This is a genomic window from Sphingobium sp. B7D2B (assembly GCF_025961895.1).
Lineage (GTDB): Bacteria > Pseudomonadota > Alphaproteobacteria > Sphingomonadales > Sphingomonadaceae > Sphingobium.
The window spans coordinates 1,925,669-1,948,169 of record NZ_JAOQOM010000001.1; the positions used below are offsets into that span (position 1 = coordinate 1,925,669).

At 63.5% G+C, this 22,501-nt stretch carries 25 protein-coding genes and 1 riboswitch; of the genes, 14 read left to right on the top strand and 11 right to left on the bottom strand.

The window, feature by feature from the left end; all coding sequences use genetic code 11:
- The first annotated feature begins 181 nt into the window (after positions 1-181).
- The 3 genes from M2341_RS08775 to M2341_RS08785 all read left to right on the top strand — a co-directional run bounded on the left by M2341_RS08775 (position 182) and on the right by M2341_RS08785 (position 5,512).
- Positions 182-3,121: a TonB-dependent receptor domain-containing protein gene (locus tag M2341_RS08775; RefSeq protein WP_264584969.1), complete on the top strand. Its 2,940-nt coding sequence runs from the start codon at positions 182-184 to the stop codon at positions 3,119-3,121.
- Between the two features lie 71 nt (positions 3,122-3,192).
- Positions 3,193-4,869 (top strand): CocE/NonD family hydrolase, encoded by a 1,677-nt coding sequence (locus M2341_RS08780; RefSeq protein ID WP_264584970.1) that lies wholly within the window; start codon positions 3,193-3,195, stop codon positions 4,867-4,869.
- 223 nt (positions 4,870-5,092) lie between these two features.
- Positions 5,093-5,512, top strand: a complete 420-nt coding sequence (locus tag M2341_RS08785; protein WP_264584971.1) for a MerC domain-containing protein — start codon at positions 5,093-5,095, stop codon at positions 5,510-5,512.
- 6 nt (positions 5,513-5,518) lie between these two features.
- On the opposite strand, the gene M2341_RS08790 is transcribed toward M2341_RS08785, so the two are convergent.
- The 3 genes from M2341_RS08790 to M2341_RS08800 all read right to left on the bottom strand — a co-directional run bounded on the left by M2341_RS08790 (position 5,519) and on the right by M2341_RS08800 (position 7,607).
- Positions 5,519-6,442, bottom strand: coding sequence for a homoserine O-succinyltransferase (locus tag M2341_RS08790; protein ID WP_264586015.1), 924 nt, complete (start codon positions 6,440-6,442; stop codon positions 5,519-5,521).
- 36 nt (positions 6,443-6,478) lie between these two features.
- Positions 6,479-6,583: riboswitch (SAM-I-IV-variant riboswitch) on the bottom strand.
- Between the two features lie 43 nt (positions 6,584-6,626).
- Positions 6,627-7,001, bottom strand: a complete 375-nt coding sequence (locus M2341_RS08795) for a nuclear transport factor 2 family protein (RefSeq protein WP_264584972.1) — start codon at positions 6,999-7,001, stop codon at positions 6,627-6,629.
- A gap of 12 nt (positions 7,002-7,013) precedes the next feature.
- Entirely contained in the window at positions 7,014-7,607 is a 594-nt protein-coding gene (locus M2341_RS08800; protein ID WP_264584973.1) for a LysE family translocator, read from the bottom strand.
- A gap of 86 nt (positions 7,608-7,693) precedes the next feature.
- Between M2341_RS08800 and M2341_RS08805 the strand changes: the two genes are divergently transcribed.
- Positions 7,694-9,082: a PLP-dependent aminotransferase family protein gene (locus tag M2341_RS08805; RefSeq protein WP_264584974.1), complete on the top strand. Its 1,389-nt coding sequence runs from the start codon at positions 7,694-7,696 to the stop codon at positions 9,080-9,082.
- A gap of 13 nt (positions 9,083-9,095) precedes the next feature.
- Here M2341_RS08805 and M2341_RS08810 read toward each other — a convergent pair whose 3' ends face one another.
- The 7 genes from M2341_RS08810 to M2341_RS08840 all read right to left on the bottom strand — a co-directional run bounded on the left by M2341_RS08810 (position 9,096) and on the right by M2341_RS08840 (position 13,158).
- The gene (locus tag M2341_RS08810; protein ID WP_264584975.1) at positions 9,096-9,644 is read right to left on the bottom strand and encodes an AAA family ATPase; all 549 of its coding nucleotides are present in this window, start codon (positions 9,642-9,644) and stop codon (positions 9,096-9,098) included.
- Between the two features lie 9 nt (positions 9,645-9,653).
- Positions 9,654-10,334: a 2OG-Fe dioxygenase family protein gene (locus M2341_RS08815; RefSeq protein WP_264584976.1), complete on the bottom strand. Its 681-nt coding sequence runs from the start codon at positions 10,332-10,334 to the stop codon at positions 9,654-9,656.
- A 175-nt stretch (positions 10,335-10,509) separates the two neighbouring features.
- Entirely contained in the window at positions 10,510-10,992 is a 483-nt protein-coding gene (locus tag M2341_RS08820; protein WP_181559562.1) for a DUF421 domain-containing protein, read from the bottom strand.
- Positions 10,992-11,504, bottom strand: a complete 513-nt coding sequence (locus tag M2341_RS08825; RefSeq protein ID WP_264584977.1) for a hypothetical protein — start codon at positions 11,502-11,504, stop codon at positions 10,992-10,994. Before M2341_RS08825 ends, M2341_RS08820 begins: the two co-directional genes overlap by 1 nt.
- Before the next feature lie 8 nt (positions 11,505-11,512).
- Positions 11,513-11,998, bottom strand: coding sequence for a CinA family protein (locus M2341_RS08830; protein WP_264584978.1), 486 nt, complete (start codon positions 11,996-11,998; stop codon positions 11,513-11,515).
- Positions 11,999-12,235: 237 nt separating this feature from the next.
- Positions 12,236-12,421, bottom strand: coding sequence for a hypothetical protein (locus tag M2341_RS08835; protein WP_264584979.1), 186 nt, complete (start codon positions 12,419-12,421; stop codon positions 12,236-12,238).
- On the bottom strand, positions 12,418-13,158 hold the full coding sequence (locus M2341_RS08840) for a Crp/Fnr family transcriptional regulator (RefSeq protein ID WP_264578810.1): 741 nt from the start codon (positions 13,156-13,158) through the stop codon (positions 12,418-12,420). The genes M2341_RS08835 and M2341_RS08840 overlap by 4 nt, the downstream gene beginning before the upstream one ends.
- A 266-nt stretch (positions 13,159-13,424) precedes the next feature.
- Between M2341_RS08840 and M2341_RS08845 the strand changes: the two genes are divergently transcribed.
- The 10 genes from M2341_RS08845 (at position 13,425) to M2341_RS08890 (ending at position 21,399) form a co-directional block, all read left to right on the top strand.
- On the top strand, positions 13,425-15,512 hold the full coding sequence (locus M2341_RS08845) for a catalase (protein WP_413715352.1): 2,088 nt from the start codon (positions 13,425-13,427) through the stop codon (positions 15,510-15,512).
- Between the two features lie 24 nt (positions 15,513-15,536).
- Positions 15,537-16,079: a hemerythrin domain-containing protein gene (locus tag M2341_RS08850; protein WP_264575866.1), complete on the top strand. Its 543-nt coding sequence runs from the start codon at positions 15,537-15,539 to the stop codon at positions 16,077-16,079.
- A 54-nt stretch (positions 16,080-16,133) separates the two neighbouring features.
- Positions 16,134-16,709, top strand: coding sequence for an SRPBCC family protein (locus M2341_RS08855; RefSeq protein ID WP_264584980.1), 576 nt, complete (start codon positions 16,134-16,136; stop codon positions 16,707-16,709).
- On the top strand, positions 16,709-17,899 hold the full coding sequence (locus tag M2341_RS08860) for a zinc-dependent alcohol dehydrogenase (protein WP_264584981.1): 1,191 nt from the start codon (positions 16,709-16,711) through the stop codon (positions 17,897-17,899). Before M2341_RS08855 ends, M2341_RS08860 begins: the two co-directional genes overlap by 1 nt.
- 104 nt (positions 17,900-18,003) lie before the next feature.
- A complete protein-coding gene (locus M2341_RS08865) occupies positions 18,004-18,516 on the top strand; it encodes a DUF4142 domain-containing protein (RefSeq protein WP_264584982.1) in 513 nt (170 codons plus the stop codon).
- 11 nt (positions 18,517-18,527) lie between these two features.
- Positions 18,528-19,310, top strand: coding sequence for an SDR family NAD(P)-dependent oxidoreductase (locus tag M2341_RS08870; RefSeq protein ID WP_264584983.1), 783 nt, complete (start codon positions 18,528-18,530; stop codon positions 19,308-19,310).
- A gap of 3 nt (positions 19,311-19,313) precedes the next feature.
- Positions 19,314-19,622, top strand: coding sequence for a DUF3175 domain-containing protein (locus M2341_RS08875; protein ID WP_264584984.1), 309 nt, complete (start codon positions 19,314-19,316; stop codon positions 19,620-19,622).
- Positions 19,615-19,827, top strand: coding sequence for a hypothetical protein (locus M2341_RS08880; protein ID WP_181561598.1), 213 nt, complete (start codon positions 19,615-19,617; stop codon positions 19,825-19,827). The genes M2341_RS08875 and M2341_RS08880 overlap by 8 nt, the downstream gene beginning before the upstream one ends.
- A 224-nt stretch (positions 19,828-20,051) precedes the next feature.
- A complete protein-coding gene (gene catB, locus M2341_RS08885) occupies positions 20,052-20,690 on the top strand; it encodes a type B chloramphenicol O-acetyltransferase (protein WP_264584985.1) in 639 nt (212 codons plus the stop codon).
- Between the two features lie 106 nt (positions 20,691-20,796).
- Positions 20,797-21,399: a DNA-3-methyladenine glycosylase I gene (locus tag M2341_RS08890; protein WP_319801047.1), complete on the top strand. Its 603-nt coding sequence runs from the start codon at positions 20,797-20,799 to the stop codon at positions 21,397-21,399.
- Positions 21,400-21,422: 23 nt separating this feature from the next.
- Here M2341_RS08890 and M2341_RS08895 read toward each other — a convergent pair whose 3' ends face one another.
- The gene (locus tag M2341_RS08895; RefSeq protein ID WP_264584986.1) at positions 21,423-22,298 is read right to left on the bottom strand and encodes a TauD/TfdA dioxygenase family protein; all 876 of its coding nucleotides are present in this window, start codon (positions 22,296-22,298) and stop codon (positions 21,423-21,425) included.
- Positions 22,299-22,501 lie beyond the last annotated feature (203 nt).

Consider the following 22,501-nt stretch of genomic DNA (forward strand, 5'->3'; position numbering starts at 1 on the left):
ATATGTCACACCTCGCCAATGAGGCAGTTAACTCGCGCTAAAGGTGTTGAGGGATCAATTCTCCCTTGATAGTCCGTCATCGTTGTTTTTCCAGCATGTCGAACGGTGCGGGCATTGTCTTTGCGCGCGCGTCGTTCGGCAATGCTTGTGCCTAGTGCCTGATCAGGAGAGGAGATTGTCCATGTCCCCATTCATTACCCGTTCGCGCGTTTTGAGGGCCGGTGCCGGTGCCAGCCTGAGCGCTCTCGCGCTCGGCATGGCTTTTGTCGCCACGCCCGCTTTCGCCCAGGACGCCGCGCAGCCGCAGGATGATGAGGCTGGCGAGGCGATCATCGTCACCGGCTCGCGCATCGCCCGCACCGGCTTCGATCAGCCCACGCCCGTCTCCGTCGTCGGCGGTGAGCAGATCGCGCGCCAAGCCGCCGTTAACGTCGCGCAGGTGCTGAACGAGCTGCCGTCCTTCCGTCCGCAGGCGACGCCGAGCACCAACGCGATCTTCGCCAACAACATCGGCGCCTCCACCGCCGACTTGCGCGGCCTCGGCGCCAACCGCACGCTCGTGCTCATCAATGGCCGCCGCGTGGTGGCCTCGACCGTGCAGGGCAGCTCCTTCGCCAATGCCGGCGCGGTTGACCTCAACATCATCCCGACCTCGCTGGTCGAGCGCGTCGACGTGGTGACCGGGGGTGCCTCGGCCGCTTACGGCTCGGACGCCGTCGCGGGCGTCGTCAACGTCATTCTCGACACCAACCTGACCGGCCTCAAGGGCTCGGCGCAGTACGGCATCAACGATGCGGGTGACGGCAAGGAATATCAGTTCGCGCTGGCCGGCGGCATGGGCTTTGCCGGTGGTCGCGGCCACATCATCGCGGGCGTCGAGTATTCCGATAATAAGGGCACCGATGGCTGCTATTCGCGCGACTGGTGCTCGCTGGCTTACAACACAGTCGCCAATCCGCTCGTTAACCCCGCCAATCGGAGTCTGGGCCGCGTTGGCGCGGGGCTGCCCGCCACGCTGATCCTGCCGAATACGCGCACGGCGACGGCGTCCTATAATGGTCTCATCGTCTCTGGGCCGGCTGCGAACGCGGCAGCCTTCAATGCGTCGGGTCTGCGCGGCATGGAATTTCGCCCGGACGGCACGCTCGTGCCGCATGATTATGGCACCTATTACGGCGTGCCGATCTTCCAGAGCGGTGGTGGCGATGCGCGTCAGGCTTTCTACGAAAACTTCCCGATCGCCGCGCCCGTCGAGCGCCTCAATGGCTTCACCCATCTGAAGTTCGAAGTGGCTGACGGCGTCGAGTTGTTCGCCGAGGGCTCCTACAGCCGCGTCAATGGCTCCACCATCGGGGCGCAGCGTCGCGACCTGGGTTCGCTGGTGATCCGCGCCGACAACGCCTTCCTGCCGGATTCGGTCGCAGCCACCATGGCGAGCGTCGGCCTGCCGTCCTTCAACATGGGTCGCGTGTGGAACGACCTCGGGCCGCAGCGTTCGACCGTGAAGCGCGACACCTACCGCGCGGTCGTGGGTATCAATGCCGAAATGTGGGGCGACTGGAAATTCGATGCTTATTACCAGTTCGGCCGCACCGACTACTGGCAGCGCGGCTACAACACCTCGATCACGCCGCGCCTGCAGTTTGCCATCGACGCCGTCGATCAGGGCGAATTCAACGGCGGTCCTGCCAACGGCAACATCGTGTGCCGCGCAACCCTGCAGGGCAACCCGGCGGCTGCTGGCTGCGTTCCGCTGAACCCGTTCGGTGAGAACAACTTCTCGGCCGCCGCCAAGGCGTGGACGCATGGCACGGTGGAGCAGGACACGCGGATCACCCAGAACGTCGTTGCCGCATCGATGAACGGCACGCTGTTCCAGGGCTGGGCCGGTCCGATCAAGGCCGCAACGGGTGTCGAGCTGCGCCAGGATATCGCGCGCGGCAATGCCGATGCGATCTCGCGGGCGCTGCAGTTCTACACGGGCCCGGGCGCGCCGATCGACGGCAAGGTCGATGTCTTCGAGGCCTTCGGCGAACTCGACGTTCCCGTCGCGCCGGGCGTCTATCTGAACGGCGCGCTGCGTTACACGGACTACTCGACCAGCGGCGATGTCATGACCTGGAAGGTCGGTGTCGAGGCTTCGCCGCTTGACTGGCTGCGTGTGCGCGCGACGCGCTCGCGCGACATTCGTGCGCCCAACCTCTTCGAGCTGTTCGGGCCGCTGCAAACCAGCTTCCAGAACGTTCGCCCGAGCGAAGGCGGTCAGGTGCTCACCTCCGTGCTGCTCGGCGGCGATTCCACGCTGGTGCCGGAAGAAGCCGATACCTTCACGGTCGGCGTCGTCCTGCAGCCCGATCTGGGCAGTGCCGGTCGCCTGCGCTTCTCGATCGATTACTTCGACATCAAGCTTGATAAGGCTGTGTCGCAGCTAGGTGCGCAGGTCATCGTCGATGGTTGCGAGCGCGATGGCATCCAGGAATATTGCAGCCTCATTACCCGCGGTCCGGTCGCTCCGGGGCGTCGTTTCGGTGATATCCAGTCGATCGTGAACACGAACGTGAACCTGGGTAGCTTGATCACGCGCGGTTGGGACATCGAGGCCGCTTACACGCTGCCGGTCAACCTGTTCGGGGGCAGTATCTCGCTGCGCGGCATGGCGACGATCATCGACGATCTGATCACCAACTCGGCCAGCGGTACGGTCGATCGTGCCGGCATGAACGGCTCGCCGGTTTCGCAGCCGTCGGGCATGCCGCGCTACATCATCAACGGCTATGTGACGTTCAATGCGGAGCCTGCCACGCTGCAGGTGCAGGTCCGTCACATCTCCAGCGGCACCTACAACAACTCGCTGATCGGGCCTGGCCAATATGGCTATGACCCGAACCTCGATAACAGCGTCAACGACAACTACATCGCACCGTGGACCTATGTGAACCTGAACGGCAGCGTCGCGGTCTGGAACCGTGGCGACCAGAAGATGGAGATCTTCGGCGCGATCAACAATCTGTTCGACAAGGATCCGCCGGTGGACGCGCCGTCCAGCTTCGGTCCGACCAACAACGTGCTGTATGACGTGGTTGGCCGTTCCTACCGCATCGGTGCCCGGTTCAAGTTCTGATCCGTTAATGATGTGCCCGGCGGTCGAACCGATCGCCGGGCATTTTTAATTTCCAGACGAGAGGATAGTCGATGAGCGATACGGCCGGCTTCACGCTGATCATGCAGGATAGCATTGATCCCACGACAGCGCCGGGCAAGCCGCCGCTGCCGCCGATTGCCCATGAGCAGTGGGAAGAGGGCGGCCTCCTCATCGACCGCAATATCCAGGTGACGCTGCGCGACGGCGTTCACATCTATGTCGATCTCTATCGTCCCGCCGATGCCGCCGCTGGCCCGCTGCCTGTGTTGCTGGGCTGGAGCCCTTATGGCAAGCATGGCCTTTCGGATAAGCTTTTCCCGCCCCATTCAGGCGTGGAGGCCGGTTGGATGTCCCGCTTCACCGCCTTCGAGGCGCCCGATCCGGCCTTCTGGTGCGCCCATGGCTATGCCGTGTGCAATGCGGACTCGCGCGGCATGTGGCAGTCCGAGGGCGAGGTGCGTCACAACGGCCTTGGCGAGGGAGAAGATTGCTACGATCTCATCGAATGGCTCGGCGTGCAGGATTGGAGCAATGGCAAGGTCGGCATGACCGGCGTCTCCTATCTCGCGGCGATCCAGTATCTCGTCGGTCAGCTCAAGCCGCCGCATCTGGCCGCCATTAATCCGTGGGAAGGCTTCTCGGACTGGTATCGCGAATTCGCCTATCATGGCGGCATTCGCGAGACGGGCTTCCTGCCGCGCGGCAGCAGCAATCTGCGCTTTGGCCATCAGCGCTACGAGGATACCAACGCCAATGTGCAGGCGCATCCGTTGTACGATGCCTATTGGGCGAGCAAGGAAGTCGACCTGTCGGCCATCGACATTCCGGCGCTGGTCGTGGGCAGTTGGGCGGATCAGGCACTGCATACCCGTGGCACCTTCGAGGCCTTCCGCCAATTCTCCTCGCCGGACAAATGGCTGATTGGCCATGGCCGCAAGAAATGGGCGCATTATTATATGCCCGAGAGCAAAGAGCTGGCCCGCGTCTTCTTCGATCGCTATCTCAAGGGCGTCGAGAGCGGCCTTGCCGACTGGCCCAAGGTGCTGCTCGAAGTCCGCGAAAGCGCGCAGACATGGACCATGCGCGGCGAGCAGGAATGGCCGCTGGCACGCACGGTCTACACGCCGCTCTATCTCGATGCCGCGACCGGCACGATGCAGGGCGAGCCCGTGGGCAATGCAGCCAGCGCCTCCTATGAGCCGCTCGATGAAGCCGGCGAGGCCCGCTTCGATATCCGCTTCGACAAGGATACCGAACTGACCGGCTACATGAAGCTGCGCCTGTGGGTGGAAGCGCAGGGCGCGGACGACATGGACCTGTTCGTCGCGCTGCAGAAGCTCGATGCCGATGGCAATCCGGTCGGCATGACCTTCTACGCCTTCTTCGAAAATGGTCCGGTGGCACTGGGTTGGCTGCGGGCCAGCCATCGCGCCTTGGATGAGGCACGCTCGACGCCGTTCCAGCCGGTTCACAGCCATCTGGTCGAGGAGCCGCTGGAGCCGGGCGTTCCGGTGCCTGTCGATATCGAGATCTGGCCGTCCTCCACGCTGTTCCGGGCGGGCGAGCAATTGCGCGTCGTCGTGAAGGGCATGGATATCTATCGCGAGGGCCTGCCGATGCTGCCCTTCGCGCGCCACGAAGAACTGCGCAACGCCGGCACACATATCATCCACACCGGTGGTCAGTATGACAGCCATCTACTGGTGCCGGTGATCCCCAAGGCTTGAATGCGAACGCCCGCGACGTGGAGTTTTCCACGTTGCGGGCGCGCTGGCGCAGTCTCAATGCTGGTGGAACTGAGAGGGTAGGCGGCCGCGCGTTGTTCAGGCGTTCGCTCCCTGATTGACGGCGCGTAGCGTTTGAATAGCGGGCTGCTTCAGAGGTAGCGTTCCGACCAATTAAATGCCTCCATGCCTTGAAAGACATGATATACCATATCATAATAGTGGCATGGAATTGAATCACGCAGCCGCCGCATCTCCCCTCACGCAAACCCGGAGCAGAAACGACTGGCTGGATGGCTTTGCCGTCTGCGCCTCCGTCGCCTGCATGATCCACTGTCTGGGACTGCCGCTGCTGCTGGCAGCCCTCCCGGCCTTCGCCGATCAGATCGATCCGGGCGAGAGCTTCCACGCCGTCGTCCTCGCGCTCGCGGTACCAACCAGTGCCTTGGCGCTGGTGAGTGGTTGGCGCAGGCATCGCGCGCCCGTGCCCTTGGCGATCGGCGCGGTCGGCCTGGCGCTGATGGCGGTCGGCATCCTGTTCGCCAGCCGGGAAATTCTGGAAACGGCGATCACGGTCTCGGGCAGCCTGCTGCTCGCGGGGGCGCACATCGCCAACTGGAGGCTACGGCGTGCGCGGAACCGGTGATGTCCTTCACGACACCGGCAGTGGCTCCCGCCCGACATGCGCAAGGTCGAACGCGGTGGTTTGATAGGCCTCGTTGATCCAGTTGGCGAACAGCAGATGGGCGTGACTCCGCCAGCTGTTCAGCGGCGGACGCGTTGGGTCATTCTGCGGGAAATAGTCGACAGGCAAACAGGCCCCGCCATCGCGGGCATATTCGCGTGCGAGCGTCTCCGTATCATATTCGAGATGGTTGAACATGTGGAGCATGTGCCGGGCCTCGTCATAAACCAGACCCGCGCCTGTTCCGGCCGCATCGGCAAGGATCTGCAGATGCGGCGCTGTCTCCAGCTCCATCTGCGGCACCTCGGTCCAGCGCGACACCGGCACGTCGAACACGTCGGACATGCCCCGCAGATATGGCGAGGTCGGCAGGCGATTGCGATGCGGGAAGATCCCGAACGCCTTCTGCTCCAAGGTGCGCTTGCGCAGGCCATGGAAGTGATAAAGCGCCGCCTGCGCCGCCCAGCAGATCGTCAGGCTGCGGTGAACATGCGTCTGCGTCCAGTCGAATATGTCGGTCAGTTCCGGCCAGTAGCGTACATCCTCATAATCGAGCCGCTCCACCGGCGCCCCGGTGATGATGAAGCCATCGAACCGCTCATGGCGTACCGCGCTCCACGGTCGATAAAAGGCGGCCATATGATCGGCGGAGGTATTGCGGGTGGCGTGATCCGTAATCCGCACCAGCGTCAGCTCGATCTGGAGCGGCGTGGCGCCGAGCAGCCGGGCAATCTGCGTCTCGGTGCTGATCTTGTCCGGCATCAGGTTCAGCAGGCCGATCCGTAGTGGCCGGATGTCCTGCCGCGTGGCGGTGCCTTCGTCCATCACGAGGACGCCTTCCGCTTCCAGGGTACGGCGGGCGGGGAGGTGGTCTGGTATCTTGATCGGCACGGTGCGTCGGTCCTTGTCCGGGTCGACGCTGAGTGGCTTGATCCGCATAATTGCCGTTCGGCCACATCCTCCTTGCGGAGTGCCACCTTGCCCGGATTGGCAGGTTGGCGTTGGGCGTCGCCCGAACTCTTGATGTACGGATACTGCTAGACGCTCGCGCGGGCTTTGGCAACCGCGCCTGCTATCAGTCTGTGAGATCAATGCCGAAGAAGGCCTCGCCTTCCACCTGCTTGCCATCCACGAACCGCATCGTCTCCAGCGCGCGCCGGGATCGGCCGTTCCGCTGCGCGAGATAATGCACGTCCAGCACCTGTGCCTCGATGTCGCACACCGCCGCGATCAGGGTGAAGTGCATGTCCGTGGTGACCGCAAGCGCATCGGACCAATAAGCGCGCAACGCGGCCTTGCCCTCGATAATGCGCGAACCGGTAACCTCCCTGGCCAAGGGACTGATGAAGCGCGCGTCCTCGGCGAAGTGCGAAAGCACCGCCTCCAGATCGCGCGCGTTACAGTTGGCGATCCACCGGGCCGCAAAGCGCATCATCGCGTCGCGTGTCACGCGTCCAGCTCCCTAGATCAGAAACAGCAAAGCGGTGAGCGCCGTGATGATGGCCATGGTCCGCACGAACATGGTCATGGCCTTGCGACTCTCGAGCAATTCGCGCGCGCCGGCGCCCATGGCCGCCCAGCCCGCGATGGAGGGCAGGCCGACCAGCGAGAAAGCCGCGACGATCACCGCAAGCTGCAGACCCAGCGGACGGTCCGCCACGGTAAAGGTGGCGATGGCAGGCACGGTGATGGCCCATGCCTTGGGATTGATGAACTGGAAGGCCGCCGCCTGCCAGAAGGTCATCGGATGCGCCCCTTCACGCCGGGCCATGCCTTCGGACTGCCAGAGTTTCACCGCAAGCCAGGCCAGATAGGCTGCGCCCCCGATGCGCAGCACCCAGCGCAGGATCGGCCAGGCTTCGAAGATCGCGCCAAGGCCCAACCCGCTCAAGGCCAGCATCGCCGCACAACCGAAGTTGATGCCGAAAATATGGGGCAGCGTCCGCCGGAATCCGAACACCAGCCCGGATGAGGCGAGCATGATGTTATTGGGGCCAGGCGTGGCCGTGCAGACGAAACTGTAGAGCGCCAAAGGCGCGAGCAGGCTGGTATCCATGATGATCTCCCGCTTCCGGAAATGATCGCGATTGATCCATGTGTCAAATGTGATATTGCACCGGTTCAATCGAGCGAGGATGATGGATGAAGGACTGGCGGCCGCAGGTGTCGGGCGACGATGCGCCGATGTACGAGCGTCTTGTCGCCGCGCTGGAGCGCGACGTGCGCGAGGGGCGGCTCGTCCCCGGTGATCGCCTCCCGCCGCAGCGGGACCTTGCCCATCGTCTGGCGCTGAGTGTCGGGACGGTCAGCCGCGCTTATGTCGAGGCGGAACGGCGGGGCTTTATCTCCAGCCATGTCGGGCGCGGTTCCTTCGTCGCGGACCGAGCGCGGCCGCAATCGCCGGCCGAGGCGGGCGGGCCAGTGGACATGGCGCGCAACATTCCGCCGCTCGCGCCCGCCGAGCGCTGGATTGGTGAAGGGTTGAGCCGTGTGCGACAGCGCGCGGATCTGGCGACAGCTGTCAATTATGCGCCGCCCGAGGGGCTTGGATCCATCCGGGAGGCCGGCGCCTCCTGGCTCAGCCGTCGCCATGGCGTTCTGCGCGCCACGCGGGATCGCGTGATCCAGTGCAATGGCGGCCAACACGGCCTTGCGCTTGCCTTCTCGGCGCTGGCGCGGCCCGGCGATACGATCTTGTGCGAGGCGGCTACCTATCCCGGCATCCGGACGCTGGCCGATCATGCCCGTTATCGCCTGGGCGGTGTCGCCATGGATCAACGCGGGCTCGAGCCCGAAGCACTGGCCCGCGCCGCCCGCGAGACCGGTGCGCGCGTGGTGGTGTTGATCCCGACCCTGCAGAACCCTACCACCATCACGCTCGATGCCGCGCGACGCGCAGAGATCATCGAGGTGGCGCGCGCGCAGGATCTGATGATCGTCGAGGACGATGCCTATCGCGTGTTCGCGGATCGCGACGCCCCGGAGAGTTTCGCCGATCTGGCGCCCGAGCGCACGCTGATGGTGGCCGCCGTGTCCAAGGCCGTCGCGCCGGGGCTTCGCCTCGGCTTTCTGCTGCCGCCGGCGGATGGCGGGATTCGCGACCGACTGCTGCTCGGTGTCCGCGCCTTTGGTTATACGCCGCCGTCCTTGGGCGGTCTGGTGTTCAGCCAGTGGGAGCAGGATGGCACGGCCGATCGCATCGCCGACGAGCTGATCGCCGAGACGGAGGTGCGGACGCAGCTCGCCTGCGACATTCTCGGCAAGGCCATGGCCGTGCCCGGCGCGTCGCGCAGCCTGCATGTGTGGATGCCGATGCCGATGCTCGATGCCGAGCGCCTGAGCGCCCGCGCCCTTCGTGCCGGCATTGCGCTCACCCCGCCCGACGCGCCGGCCGTCGATCCCTGTGCGCCCTCGGGCGTGCGGCTGTGCCTCGGCGCGATCCCGTCACGGGATCGTCTCGAGCAGGCGCTTCATGAGGTGGTGGAAATGCTGACGCCCGCCGGCGACAGCGCCGCGCGGGGGCTTGTGTGAGGGGCGATCGTCGTCAGGCTGACGCGTTGGCGCTGATCCTGCGCAGCACGAAATCCGCGCGCTCGTCCGGAGTCGTAAACGGTAGCGGCACGAGATTATATCCAAGGTCGGAATAAACCCGGGCCATGACCTCATGGGTCGCCACGGCTTCTGACCAGTCCTGTTTGCGCTCGGCATCCTGCGCATAAATCTCCGCCCAGGGCGGGGCGATGAAGACGTCGTTATTGTAGCGGTGCGCGCTGGCGGTCCGCTCCAGATCGTGCGGAACCGAAAGGCCGCACAGGGCGCGATAGCCGATGACATCCGGGATGCCCCGGTCGAAGAGGATCGGGCCGGATCGTCCCTTTGCGGCCTCATAGGACGTCACGTCGAACGCCAGCATCTTCCCCGCGAACGCCTCGCGGTCGGCCCAGGGCAGGGCGCTGCCGCCTGCGGCCATCTGTTGCTGGATGATCGCGCGCCCGGCCTCGGCCATGGTCGCGATGCCGTGCCGGGCCAGCGCATCGAGCAGTGTGGTCTTGCCCGATCCGGGGCCGCCGGTGACGATGAAGAAGCGATCCACGCCGGCCGCTCAGCGCCCCGCGGCGTTCGCGAAGGTCAGGACCAGCGTATCCCGCCAGGCCGGCAGACCCCCGGCTTCCGACTGGATCGGTGTGGTTCCGTGGCGCACCTGTCCATCATCGAGGAGCAGCGCCTCGCCGGCGTGCGCGAGCCGGTGTTCGAGCAGGCATGCGCCCGAAACAGTTTCGACGCGGGTCTCTCCGCCGGAATAATTGCTACCGCCGACCAGCAGGATCAACACCCAATCGCGCCCATCCTGATGCATCCCCTCAGGGGTCGGTAGGCCGGGGAGGTCGGGCAGGGCCTCAATGCGAAACTGATGGGCCTCGACCATCCATGCGTGCTCTTCGCAACCGCTGGCCTGCGAAATGCGCGCCGCAGTATCCCGCATCAGATCTTGCAACAACGCGCTCTCGGCCTGTTCGTCCGCCATGGGCGCAAACCAGCGTTCGACGCCGCCATTCAAGGGATTGTGATCGCGATCCTGATAATGGGCGCGATGCGGCAGGCGCGCGCAGGCGTCGCCATCGATCTCAAAGGCAGCGTAGCGGCGGCGGCGATAGGTTCCGCCATCGGCCATCCACATGTCGCGGGGCAGGTCATCCCAACTCTGCGCGAACGAGCGCCATTCGGGCCGGGCAGGGAGCGCCAAGTCGCCGGGCTGCAGCAGCAGGGCTGTGGGACGAGTCACGGTCTCGATGCGTGGCCTCATAGTGTGAGGCCAGCTGTACGGTGAATGCGCATGATTGAACCAATACATTAGTTCGTTTGGTCGGCGGACCTGCTGATACAATGATGCCGGCCTGTGGGCAACCCTGCCGCGTTCGCTCAGCTGGAAAGATTGGCCGCGCGTTCAGTGGAGCCGGTCAGACGGCCTTGTCATCATCTTCCTGCTTGGCCGGCCCATCGTCCTTCTTTGCGATGAAGCTCATTTTGCCATTGGGTTCGAGGATGGCCCAGGCGACCTCGGATATGTTGGCGATACCCGCCAGCCGCATCTCGATTTCAACCTCGGCCCGGGTCACCCGATCACGGCGCATATTGGGGGTAATCAGTTCCCCATCCTTGATCAGCACGCGCGGCACGCCTTCCAGCAGCCGCTCGGCGCGAGGGGAAAGATAGGTGATCCAGCTCAGCGCCAGCGCCCAGAAGGCAATGGTGCCGATAGCGAGCGCGGCGCCGGTCATGCTGAGATCATTGTGGGTGATGCCCTGCTGGACGAGATCGCCCATCACCACCAGCAGCACCAGTTCGAACGGCGTGACCTGGCTGAGCTCGCGTTTGCCCAGCAGCCGGAGCAGCATGTACATGATGAAGAACATCACGCTGGCGCGCAGGATGATATCCATCAGGGCAAGACCTTGATGTGGACGGGGAGGGCAGCGAGTTCGCGCTCCCCGTCGAGGGCGGCGATCTTGCCGCGTGTACCGGCGAACAGCGGCGGGTTGATCTGCCCGTCGATCTTGAAGCGGAAGGTCTCGCCGGGCTTTGCTTCGCCGAACGAGAACTGACGAGAGCCGTCCTTATAACTTTCCTCGCTTGCGGCCGGGATCATCGTATTGATCGTCATCTCCCGCCAGAGGTCATCCGACACGGCAATCACCAGATCACCGATCGGTTTGCGCGGCGTCACCTCGACGATGGTCTCAAAAACCATGCCGTTGCGCAGCGTTTCCGGCGTTTGCACGAGGAGGGTGATGCGGTCGTTCGAGCTTTTGCGCACGACAGGAGCCTGCCCCGCAAACAGGCCGGTCAGACCGGCGCCCAAGAGCACCGTGAGCAGGACCAGCGGCCAGGGATTGGCCCGCCGGCTGTTGCTCTCATGCTCTTGCGTGATGCCATCGGGTGCCGGTGTCGCCATGGGCGGCCTCACGCGGTCCGCTGCGGATCGGCGGCCACCTCGGCGAGCATCTCGCTCAACATGGTGAGCGCAACGCGCAGGCATTCGATCCTGGTCGCGCCGCGCCCGATGTCGCCGAAGTGATGGACGCTGTGGCGCGTATCCGCCCCATGCGCGGCGCAGGCGAAATGGACCAGCCCCGGCTCATCGTCGGAGGCACCGGGGCCGGCAAAGCCGGTGATCGCAATCGCTAGTCGCGCTTTGGATCGGCGCAAGGCCCCTTCAGCCATCGCGCGTGCGACAGGTTCACTCACCGCGCCGCAATCCTCGACAAGCTCATGGCTGAGCCCGAGCAGATCGCATTTGGCATCCTCGCTGTAGACCACGAAGCCCCGGTCAAAGGCGTTGCTGGTGCCCTCGATATCGGTCAGCAGCGATGCGAGCAGGCCGCCGGTGCAACTTTCTGCGGTGGCGATCCCGATCTCCGCCTGACTGGCGGTTTCGAGCACAGCCATGGCCGCCGCAATGATGTCATCAGGCAACGCCGGTGCAAGGGTCTCAGCGTCGGCACCCTGCGAAGCTTTTTGCTGCGGAAACATCATCTTTCGACCTGTCGTCCTCATCGCTGGAGAGAAACTTCCATCCGGTCGACATCGTTCCCGGCGCCGGGGGCTCCGCGAAGAGTCGACAAGCGATCGACGCGTCCCGTGACCGTCCCAGTCCAAGCTTGCGTTGCATCTGAGATCACGCAGTTACTTCGTCTTCAGGTGCCTTTGCGCCTCCTCACCGGCTTCGATCAGACTCTCGCCCGTGGCAACGGCTGCGTCCGCCGTCATGGTGACAGCGATCCCGCCCGGACCCTCGAGGATGACATGATCCTCCTCGGCCGTGGCGACGCCCGGTTCGGCATGAGGCTCGATTGGGGAGTGGACAGTCATGCTGGTCCTCCTTGCTGGATATCTGCGCAGGGGGCGAGATACAGATAATCTGATGAAAAATTGCCCCGGCGGGCCAGACCGGCATAATCGTTGATCTGGACCAGTGAGGCGTGCCTCTCGCACAGTCCGGCTTCTCTTAATTGGCGGAGCACCCGATTGGTGTGAACGGTAGTCAAGCCGCAAATCTCGGCAATGTCGCCCTGCGTCAGGGTCAGCACGAAGCGATGTCCGTCCGATAATCCCACCGCATACAGGCGGGCATTCATCTCGCACAGGAAATGGGCGACTCTCCCCACCGCGTCGAGCCGGCCCACCCGGAACAACCAGGCACGATGAAGGGCAGCATCGATGAGCGTCGAGAACCACAGCTTGCGCGCCAGATCGGGCCGGGGGTCGAGCACTTCCCTCAAGGCTTTGTGCGGCACGATGGCGATGCTCGCGGTCGTGAGCGTGCCGATGGCATGGTCCAGCTCTCGCATGGGATAGGCATGGAGATCGACGAATTCGCCAGGCACATGGATGGCGACGAGTTGCCGCAAGCCTTTGCGATCATCGATATAGCGCGACATGATCCCTTCGACCAGGAAGCTGCTGACATCCACAATCTGACCCGCTTCGACAATCGTCGTGCGGGGCTCAAAGGTGCGAACCTCGAGAATCGTGTCTTCGAGCGCGGCTCGTTCTTCCGGCGTCAGGGCAACGCCGCGGCGGTTTGCAAGGAGGCGATCCATCAACATCGAGTGGCTAACGGATAAGCCGCGCTGGCGATCCAGCACCGATCGGCTTTCACTATGATCAATGTTAATTCCTAGCCTTAACAGGCAACTGTCATCCGGACGGCGTGTTGGTGAAGCACGAGACGAACTCGTTCACATCCCAGCAATGACAAGGAACCGCGATGGCGAAACAGGCAACGCGTGCGGCGAAAGGCCGTGCGCCGATGAAATCCGATCAGCAGCGGTCATCGGCAAACAGCCCTTCTGCAGATGCCGCCTTTGAGGACATGCCTGTTTTTGAAGGACCGATGGGCGAGGGTGGCGAGACGCGGCAGACCGCTGGCGGTGATGTCGCGACGCTGACGACCGCGCAGGGCGTTCCCGTTTCCGATGACCAGAACAGCCTCAAGCAGGGCGCGCGCGGCCCCGCGCTGCTGGAAGACTTCCATTTCCGCGAGAAGATGTTCCACTTCGATCATGAGCGTATCCCGGAGCGCGTGGTTCATGCGCGCGGTTATGGCGCCCATGGCTTTTTCGAGCTGACAGACAGCCTGTCTGACGTCACCCGTGCCGATCTCTTCCAGCGGGTAGGCGAGCGGACCGAGGCCTTCGTGCGCTTCTCGACCGTGGCCGGGTCCAAGGGCTCGTTCGATCTCGCGCGCGACGTGCGGGGCTTTGCGGTGAAGCTCTACACCAAGGAGGGCAATTGGGACCTCGTTGGCAACAATATCCCGGTCTTCTTCATCCAGGACGCGATGAAGTTTCCCGATTTGATCCATGCCGCCAAGCCCGAGCCGGATCGCGCCTTTCCGCAGGCCCAGACGGCGCATGACAATTTCTGGGACTTCATCAGCCTGACGCCGGAATCGATGCACATGGTCATGTGGATCATGTCTGACCGGACGATCCCGCGCTCCTTCCGCTTCATGGAAGGGTTTGGCGTCCATACCTTCCGGCTGGTCGATGCAGACGGAAAGTCGACGTTCGTCAAGTTCCACTGGAAGCCCAAGCTGGGCCTTCAGTCGGTGGCCTGGAACGAGGCGGTCAAGATCAACGGCGCCGACCCCGACTTCCACCGGCGGGACCTCTGGGCCGCCATTGAAGCCGGCGATTTTCCCGAATGGGAACTGGGCCTCCAGCTTTTCGATCAGGAATTCGCCGACAGCTTCGATTTCGATGTGCTCGATGCCACCAAGATCATTCCCGAGGAACTGGTGCCGATCCGCGTCGTGGGTCGTCTGGTGCTCGATCGTCTGGTCGATAACTTCTTCGCCGAGACCGAGCAGGTTGCTTTCTGCACGCAGAATGTCGTGCCGGGCATCGACTTCAGCAACGACCCGCTGTTGCAGGGGCGTAATTTCTCCTATCTGGATACGCAGCTCAAGCGCCTTGGCTCGCCCAATTTCACGCATTTGCCGATCAACGCTCCGCGCTGCCCGTTCGCGCATTTCCAGCAGGATGGGCATATGGCGATGCGCAATCCCGTTGGTCGCGCCAATTACGAGCCCAATAGCTGGGGCGCGGAAATCGGCGGTCCGCGCGAGGATCCGCAGCGCGGCTTCAAGAGCTATGCGGAGCCGGCCGATGGCGACAAGCTGCGCATTCGCCCGGAAAGCTTTGCCGATCATTATAGCCAGGCCACGCAGTTCTATGCGAGCCAGACGTTGATCGAGCAAAAGCATATCGGCGATGCGCTGGTGTTCGAGCTCTCCCGCGTTGAGCGGCCGGACATCCGCTCCCGCATGGTTTCGCATCTGCTGAACATCGATGCGGACCTCGCGGCGACCGTCGCAAACGGGCTGGGGCTGGCCATGCCGCAGGCGGCGACCGCGGCGGTACAGCCGCGGACCGATCTGGCGCCGTCCGATGCGCTGAGCATCATCAAGCGTGGGCCGCAGAGCTTTGCCGGCCGCAAGCTCGGCCTGTTGGTGACCGACGGCGCCGATGCGACGCTTGTCCAGGCGATCATCAATGCGGTCGATGAAGCCGGTGCGATGATCGAGTTCATTGCCCCCAAGATCGGCGGGGTCACATTGTCAGACGGTAAGATCCTTGGCGCCCACTACAAGGTGGATGGCGGGCCTTCGGTCCTGTTCGATGCCGTCGCGGTCGTCGCCTCGGCGGAGGGCGGGCAGTTGCTCGCGCTCGATGCCACGGCGAAGGACTTCGTGACGGACGCTTTTGCCCACTGCAAGTTCATGGGCCTGAGCAAGGAAGCAGAGCCGCTGCTGACCAAGGCCGGTCTGATGCCCGACCTCGATGAAGGCTGCTTCGCCCTCAAGAGCAAATCCGATGCGACGGCATTCGTCGCGGCGCTGGCGCCGCTGCGGTTCTGGGCACGCGAGCCGCTCGTCGATCTCGATGCCGTTGCCTGAGTTCCTTCGAACAGGAGATTAATCATGTCCATTATCGATAAGGTCATCGCCGCTGTCACCCCGCCCGAAAGCGAGGAGGCGCGGGCCGAGGCCCGGGCCAAGGCCGAGGAGCTTGCGACGCGCGGCAGCTGGCTTGCGCATATTCTCGATCATCATCGGCAGATCGAGGCTCTGTTCGCAGCCGTGAAGGCCGCCACCACGGCCGAGACGCGTCGCGATGCGCAGGAGCGGCTGGCGCTGCTCCTGACAGGCCATTCCATCGCGGAGGAAGCGGCGATCTATCCCGCGCTGGCCGCGGACAAGCAGGTCGGCCATGCCGAGCTTGCCTATCAGGAACAGTCCGCCGCCAAGATGGAGATGGGCTTGCTGGAACGGCTGGACCCGATGAGCCAGGATTATCTCGACAAGCTCGAGCATATCCGCGGCGCGGTCGCCCATCACATCTATTCCGAGGAGGGAACCTGGTTCCCCAAGCTGATGGAGGACGTCTCGTCCAGCGAGCAGGCGATGATCACCCGCCGCTATTCTGAGGAGTTCGTCCGATATGTGGGCAACGGTCCCAGCTGAGACGCGTTGACTGATCATACGCTCACTGAGCCAACCCGCGACAGGAGAAGTAGAATGCCCGATGCGCGCGACGACGCACCGCTGACGACCTCCAAAGATCGCCACGCGGTCGATGAGGCTGCGGCGACCCTGGTGGAACCCAAAGGCGACAGTCTGGTCGGCCGCTCCGTGACGATCAATCGCCCCCGTGCGGAGCTTTACGCCTATTGGCGCGACTTCACCCGGCTGCCGACCTTCATGGACAATGTCGTGCGGGTCGACATGATCGATGATGTGACCAGCCATTGGGTGGTGAAGGCGCCCGGCGGCCGGACCGTCGAGTGGGATGCAGTGATCACCGAGGAACAGCCGGACGCGTTCATCGCATGGGCCTCGACCGAGGGTGCCGACGTGCCGAACAGCGGTCGAATCGATTTTCGCGATGCAGGCGCGCGCGGCACCGTGGTTACGGCGACGATCCTCTACGATCCGCCCGCAGGATTCATCGGCAACGTCATCGCCAAGATGTTCCAGCGCGAGCCGGCCATTCAGGCCCGGCGCGACCTGCGGCGCTTCAAGCAACTCATGGAAACCGGCGAGATCGCCACGTCGGCGTGGACACATAAGCAACTGGAAGAGGAGACGGCCTGATGCGCGCGCTCACCTGGCACGGCAAGCATGATGTCCGCGTGGACACCGTGGACGATCCCGAAATCCTCAATCCGCGCGATGCGATCATCAAGGTTACATCCACCGCAATCTGCGGTTCGGACCTGCACCTTTATGATGGCTACATCCCCACGATGAAGTCCGGTGACATTCTCGGCCATGAGTTCATGGGTGAGGTGGTTGAGACCGGACCCGGCTCGACGCTCCAAAAAGGGCAGCGGGTGGTCGTGCCGTTTACCATTGCCTGCGGGAGCTGTTACCATTGCGGCAAGCACCAATATTCGGCCTGCGACAATTCCAACCCGGCCGATAATCAGGATATCGCCCAGACGCTCTACGGCCAGCCGATGAGCGCGCTGTTCGGCTATAGCCACATGACAGGCGGCTATGCCGGCGGGCAGGCGGAATATGTTCGCGTGCCGTTCAGCGACGTTGGCCCGATCGTCATTCCCGACGGGATCGACGACGACAAGGTGCTGTTCCTGTCCGACATTCTGCCGACAGGCTGGCAGGCCGCCGAGTTCGCGCAGATCGAGCCCGGCGATACGGTCGCTGTCTGGGGATGCGGGCCGGTCGGCCTGTTCTGCGTGCAGGCGGCCTTCCTGATGGGCGCCGAGCGGGTGATCGCAATCGATCATTTCCCCCGCCGCCTTGAGCTGGCGGCAAAGTTCGGCGCGGAAACCATCAACTTCGAAGAGAGCAAGACCTACGAGGCGCTGATGGAGATGACCGGCGGCATTGGCCCCGACGCCTGTATCGACGCGGTCGGCCTGGAGGCGCACGGTCTTTTCGCTGACAATGTCTGGGACCAGATCAAGGTCTCCACCTTTACAGGCACCGACCGCACCCATTCGATCCGCCAGGCGATCATTGCCTGCCGCAAGGGTGGCCGCGTGTCCATGCCGGCGGTCTATGGCGGCTTCGTCGACAAGTTTCCGCTCGGCGCCTTCATGGAGAAGGGTCTGACGCTCAAGACCGGCCAGACCCATGTGCAGCATTATCTGCCGGGCCTGCTCAATGCGATCATGGAGGGGAAGATCGATACCACCTTCCTTATCAGCCACCGCATGCCGCTGAGCGAAGCCCCGCAGGGCTACAAGATGTTCCACGATCACCAGAACGAAGTGACCAAGGTGGTGCTGAAACCGGGGCTCGACCGGGTCGCCGCATGACTCATGCAAGGAGACGGATGATGAAACTCTATTATGCGATACCGTTGGCGGCCTGTGTATTGGCTGGGTGCAGCCAGGGCGGCGCACCGGCGAATGATACAGCCATGACCAACAACGACATGGCCATGACGGGCAATGCCACGAACATGTCCGTGGGCGCGCCGCCACCGGGCGAGATGTCCGCCACGCCCACCGACGCGACGGGCTATCTGGCCAAGGCAGGCGCCGGCGACCTGTTCGAGATCGAATCGTCCCGCGCCATCCTCGCGAAAAATCCGGACAACGCGGTTGCCGATTTCGCAAACATGATGGTCGATGCGCATGGCCAATCCACCGCCAAGCTCAAGGCAGCGGCTGAGAAGGCTGGCCTGACCGTCACGCCGCCGGCGCTTGACGCCAACCAGCAAGCCAAGCTGGACGCCATCAAGGCTGCAGAGGGCACTGCCGCCACCACGGCTTATCTGACGGCCCAACGCGAAGCCCATGCAGCGGCGCTTGCGCTCCATCAGGGTTACGCCGCCAACGGCGACACGCCGGCGCTCAAGGCGGCTGCGGGCGAGATCGCTCCGGTCGTCCAGAAGCATATCGACATGCTGGCAAAGATGCCGGGCGCATAAGGAGGCATGGGATGGGCGAGAAATTCGCAATCGTCACGGGCGCGTCTACCGGCATCGGTTTCGAACTCGCCCATCTCATCGCGCAGGATGGCTATGACCTGCTCGTCGTCGCTGACGAGCCGCTGATCGATGCGGCCGCGCAGGACTTCAAGCGCCATGGCCGTGACGTGCGATCGCTGGAGGCCGATCTCTCCACGCTGGACGGCGTGGACCGGCTTCTGGCCGCAGCGGAAGGCCGGAGGATCGACGTGCTTTGCGCCAATGCCGGGGTCGGCACGGGCGGACCCTTTCTGGAGCAGGATGTCGCCATGTGGCGACGGTCTGTCGACACCAATGTCACGGGCTCCGTTTATCTTCTGCAGAAGGTGCTGGCCGACATGGTCGCGCGCAATGACGGCAAGATTCTCGTCACCGGCTCCATCGCGGGCTACATCCCGGGCACCTTCAATGCCGTGTACAACGCGACCAAGGCCTTCATCGACAATTTCACCGAAGCGCTGCGCAACGAGATCAAGGAGGCCGAGGGCGTTACCCTCACCACATTGATGCCCGGCCCCACGGACACCGAGTTCTTCGAGCGTGCCGGTCTGCTGGATACTCAGGTCGGCCAGCAGGACAAGGCCGATCCCGCCAAAGTCGCGCGCGATGGCTGGAAGGCGCTGCTGGATGGCAAGGGGCATATCGTCTCGGGCCTCTCTAACAAGCTGCAGGTCGCCGCCGCGGGCTTCGTCCCGCAGGCCATGCTCGCCGAGCAGCACCGCAAGCTGGCCGAGCCCGGCAGCGGGGAGGACTGAGCCATGGCCGACAAGAAATGGTCTCAGGATGTGACCGAACATTCAGACGCGCTCGATCTGGATGAGGGCGTCTTCAAGCAGGACGATCCGGCGAAGATCGCAGCCTCGCTCAAGCGCTCGGCGGAGCATAGCAAGCGGCGCAAGGGCACCGCGCTCCAGTCCGCGATGAGCATGCTCACCTTTTACATCAACCGCGCCGGCGACAATCTTGGCAAGGAGCAACGCCAGATCCTTGAGAAAGCCAAGGATGAGCTGCGCGAGGCTTTTGGCAAGGAGCCAAAGACTGCTGGAAAGGAGAAAGCCCATGGATAAGGATCGCGAGGCGAAGGCCAATCCTCCCAAGGACAAGGGCGAGAAGGGCAATCCAACCGAGATGCCCCGTGGTCCCATGGGCGATGCCCGGCCGGACGCTGCCGAGAATGACAATCGCACCGGCGGTGGTCAGTCTCAGGAGAAGGTGGAAGACCGCCCGATGGTCGGCTCGGTCAAGCCAGAGGATTATCCCGAGCAGCAATAGCCTGTTGCGGGAGGGCGAATACATCGCCTCACTTGGCATTCTGAAGCATTTGCGCCATCATCGCGGGATGAAGATAGCACCGTGTACCATCTGCATCGTGCTTCCGCGTCATTGACGTGAGAAGCTGAAGGCGGGCGATCCAGCGATCGCCCGAGCACGTTGTCTCGCGCCAGCGGCCCTCACGCCCTCAATGCTGGCGATCAAATCTTCAGGCCAGACCAATCATGCACAATGTTTTTGAAAGCCCCTTCAAGGGCATCACGCTCGATCGTCTTGTCACGCATCCCAACATCCGGGTCGGACGCTACAGCTATTATTCCGGCTATTATCATGGCCATGGTTTCGACGATTGCGCCCGCTACCTGCTGCCCGATGACGGCGCGGACAAGCTCATCATCGGCTCGTTCTGCTCCATCGGGTCGGGCGCTTCCTTCATCATGGCGGGCAATCAGGGCCATCGCAGTGACTGGATCAGCACCTTCCCCTTCTTCTGGATGCCGGACGTGCCGGCATTTGCCGGTGCGCACAATGGCTATCGGCCAGCTGGCGACACGGTCATCGGCCATGATGTGTGGATCGGGTCGGAAGCGGTGATCCTGCCCGGCATCACCATCGGGCATGGCGCGATCATCGGCACGCGCAGCGTCGTGACGAAGGACGTCGCCCCCTATGCCATCGTCGGCGGCAACCCCGCCAAGCTGATCCGGCAGCGCTTCGCAGAGGCGGACGTCGCCCGCCTGCTTGAGCTGTGCTGGTGGGATTGGAGCGATGACGACTTGCAACGCGCCATGCCCATCCTGACCAGCGGCGATATCCCGGCTCTCTACGAACATTGGCGCACCAACAGCGCTGCCGACAGATAAGGGAGAAGCCTCGAGCCGGCGCTGGCGTCAGGGACGGCGGCAGGCTAGATCACAGCTTGCCGGTGCCTTGGCGCCGCGCTGTCCGCTCGGATGATGGGGGAGGAACATGGCGGGGCTTTTTGCGGCATCCGATGGCGTGGCCCGTTGCGGCTGGTGCGCAGCGTCTGAGGATTACATCGCCTATCATGACGATGAATGGGGCTATCCCGTGTCCGACGATCGGCGGCTGTTCGAGAAGCTGAGCCTTGAAGGCTTCCAGTCGGGGCTGAGCTGGCGCACAATCCTGACCAAGCGCGAGAATTTTCGGGCCGCGTTTCACGGCTTCGATTTTCATCGCGTCGCGGCCTTTGATGAGACGGATGTCGAGCGCCTGCTGCAGGATGCCGGCATCGTCCGCCACCGCGGCAAGATCGAAGCGGTCATCAACAACGCGCAGCGCGTGCAGGATCTCGTGCGCGAAAGCGGCTCCTTCGCAGCCTATGTCTGGAGCTTCGAACCCCGAGACGAGGTTCCGCATCTCGCCTCGACGTCCCCCGCATCCATCGCCATGTCGAAGGATCTCAAGACGCGCGGCTGGAAGTTCGTTGGCCCGACCACGGTCCATGCCTTCATGCAGGCCATGGGGCTGTTCAACGACCATGCCGAAGGCTGCGCGATCCGGGAGCGGGTCGCCAAGGCTTACGCCGGGTTCCAACCCCCGCAGGGCTGAGCGGCCGTGCGGGGCCGGGGCAATCAGTCCGGCGCGCGCGTGTTGGCCTCGATCGCCGAGACCTCCGGGCCATATTCGTTGATCGTCGCGCGGCGCATGTCACGCTTGTAGCGATAGCGCTCGAAAGACGTCGCGCTGTGCATTGTGCAGCGATTGTCCCACACGACCATGTCGCCCGGCCGCCATTTATGCGCGTAGACATAGCGCTCCTGCGTGGCGAAGCGGTAGAGCTCGTCCAGGAAGGTGCGGGCCTCGTCTTCCGGCCACCCTTCGATGCCCACGCCGTGCCAGCCCATGTACAACGCCTTGCGGCCATTGGCCGAGGTGCGGACCAGTGGATGAGCCATGCGCGGATAATTTTTCCGCATCTCTTCGTCCTCGAACTTGACGCCGTTCAGCTGCAGCGCGCGGAAAAGGTCGTGGTCCACCTTGAGGTCGGCGATCTTTACCTTCATGTCTTCCGGCAGATCGTCATAAACGGCGCGGGTGTCGATGAACTCCGTATCGGCACCCTCCGGGGGCGTGACATAGGCCAGCAACATGGACCATTTCGTGGGCCAGGAATTGAACGGGCTGTCGGTATGGAACAGCTCAAAATCGGCCGGTTGGGCGCCATCCGGCTTGGGCTGGATGATCTCGCCCTCGGCGGTAAGATTGCTGATGTCGTAAAGCTCCGGCGCGATCCGCTTGCGCCCGGGCGGTGCCAGTTCCAGCGGTCCGAAGGACCGGGCGAAGGCGATATGATCCTCGTCCGACAGGCTGGCGTTGCGGATCACGCAGACAGCATATTGCGCCATCGCCGCCTCGAAGAATTCGACGGTCTCGGGCGAGAGGGGGCGGGAGGTATCCAGATCGGTGATCTCGCCCACGAACCGGGGGTGCAGTTGGTTGATCTTCATCGCTCCGCTCATTCCTCATCCCACTCTTTTCTCAGCCCGGCGCGTGCAGGTGCTGCCTGCGCGCCATGCCATTCTTCCTCGATCTGGCATGAGCGCCTGCCCTCAAAATAGTGTGTTCTTTTGCGGGGGCGGGTTCATGCCTTTCAGGAGGCTGCTTTCATGATGCTTTGGGACCGCAACCAATTCACAGCACTATTTTCGTC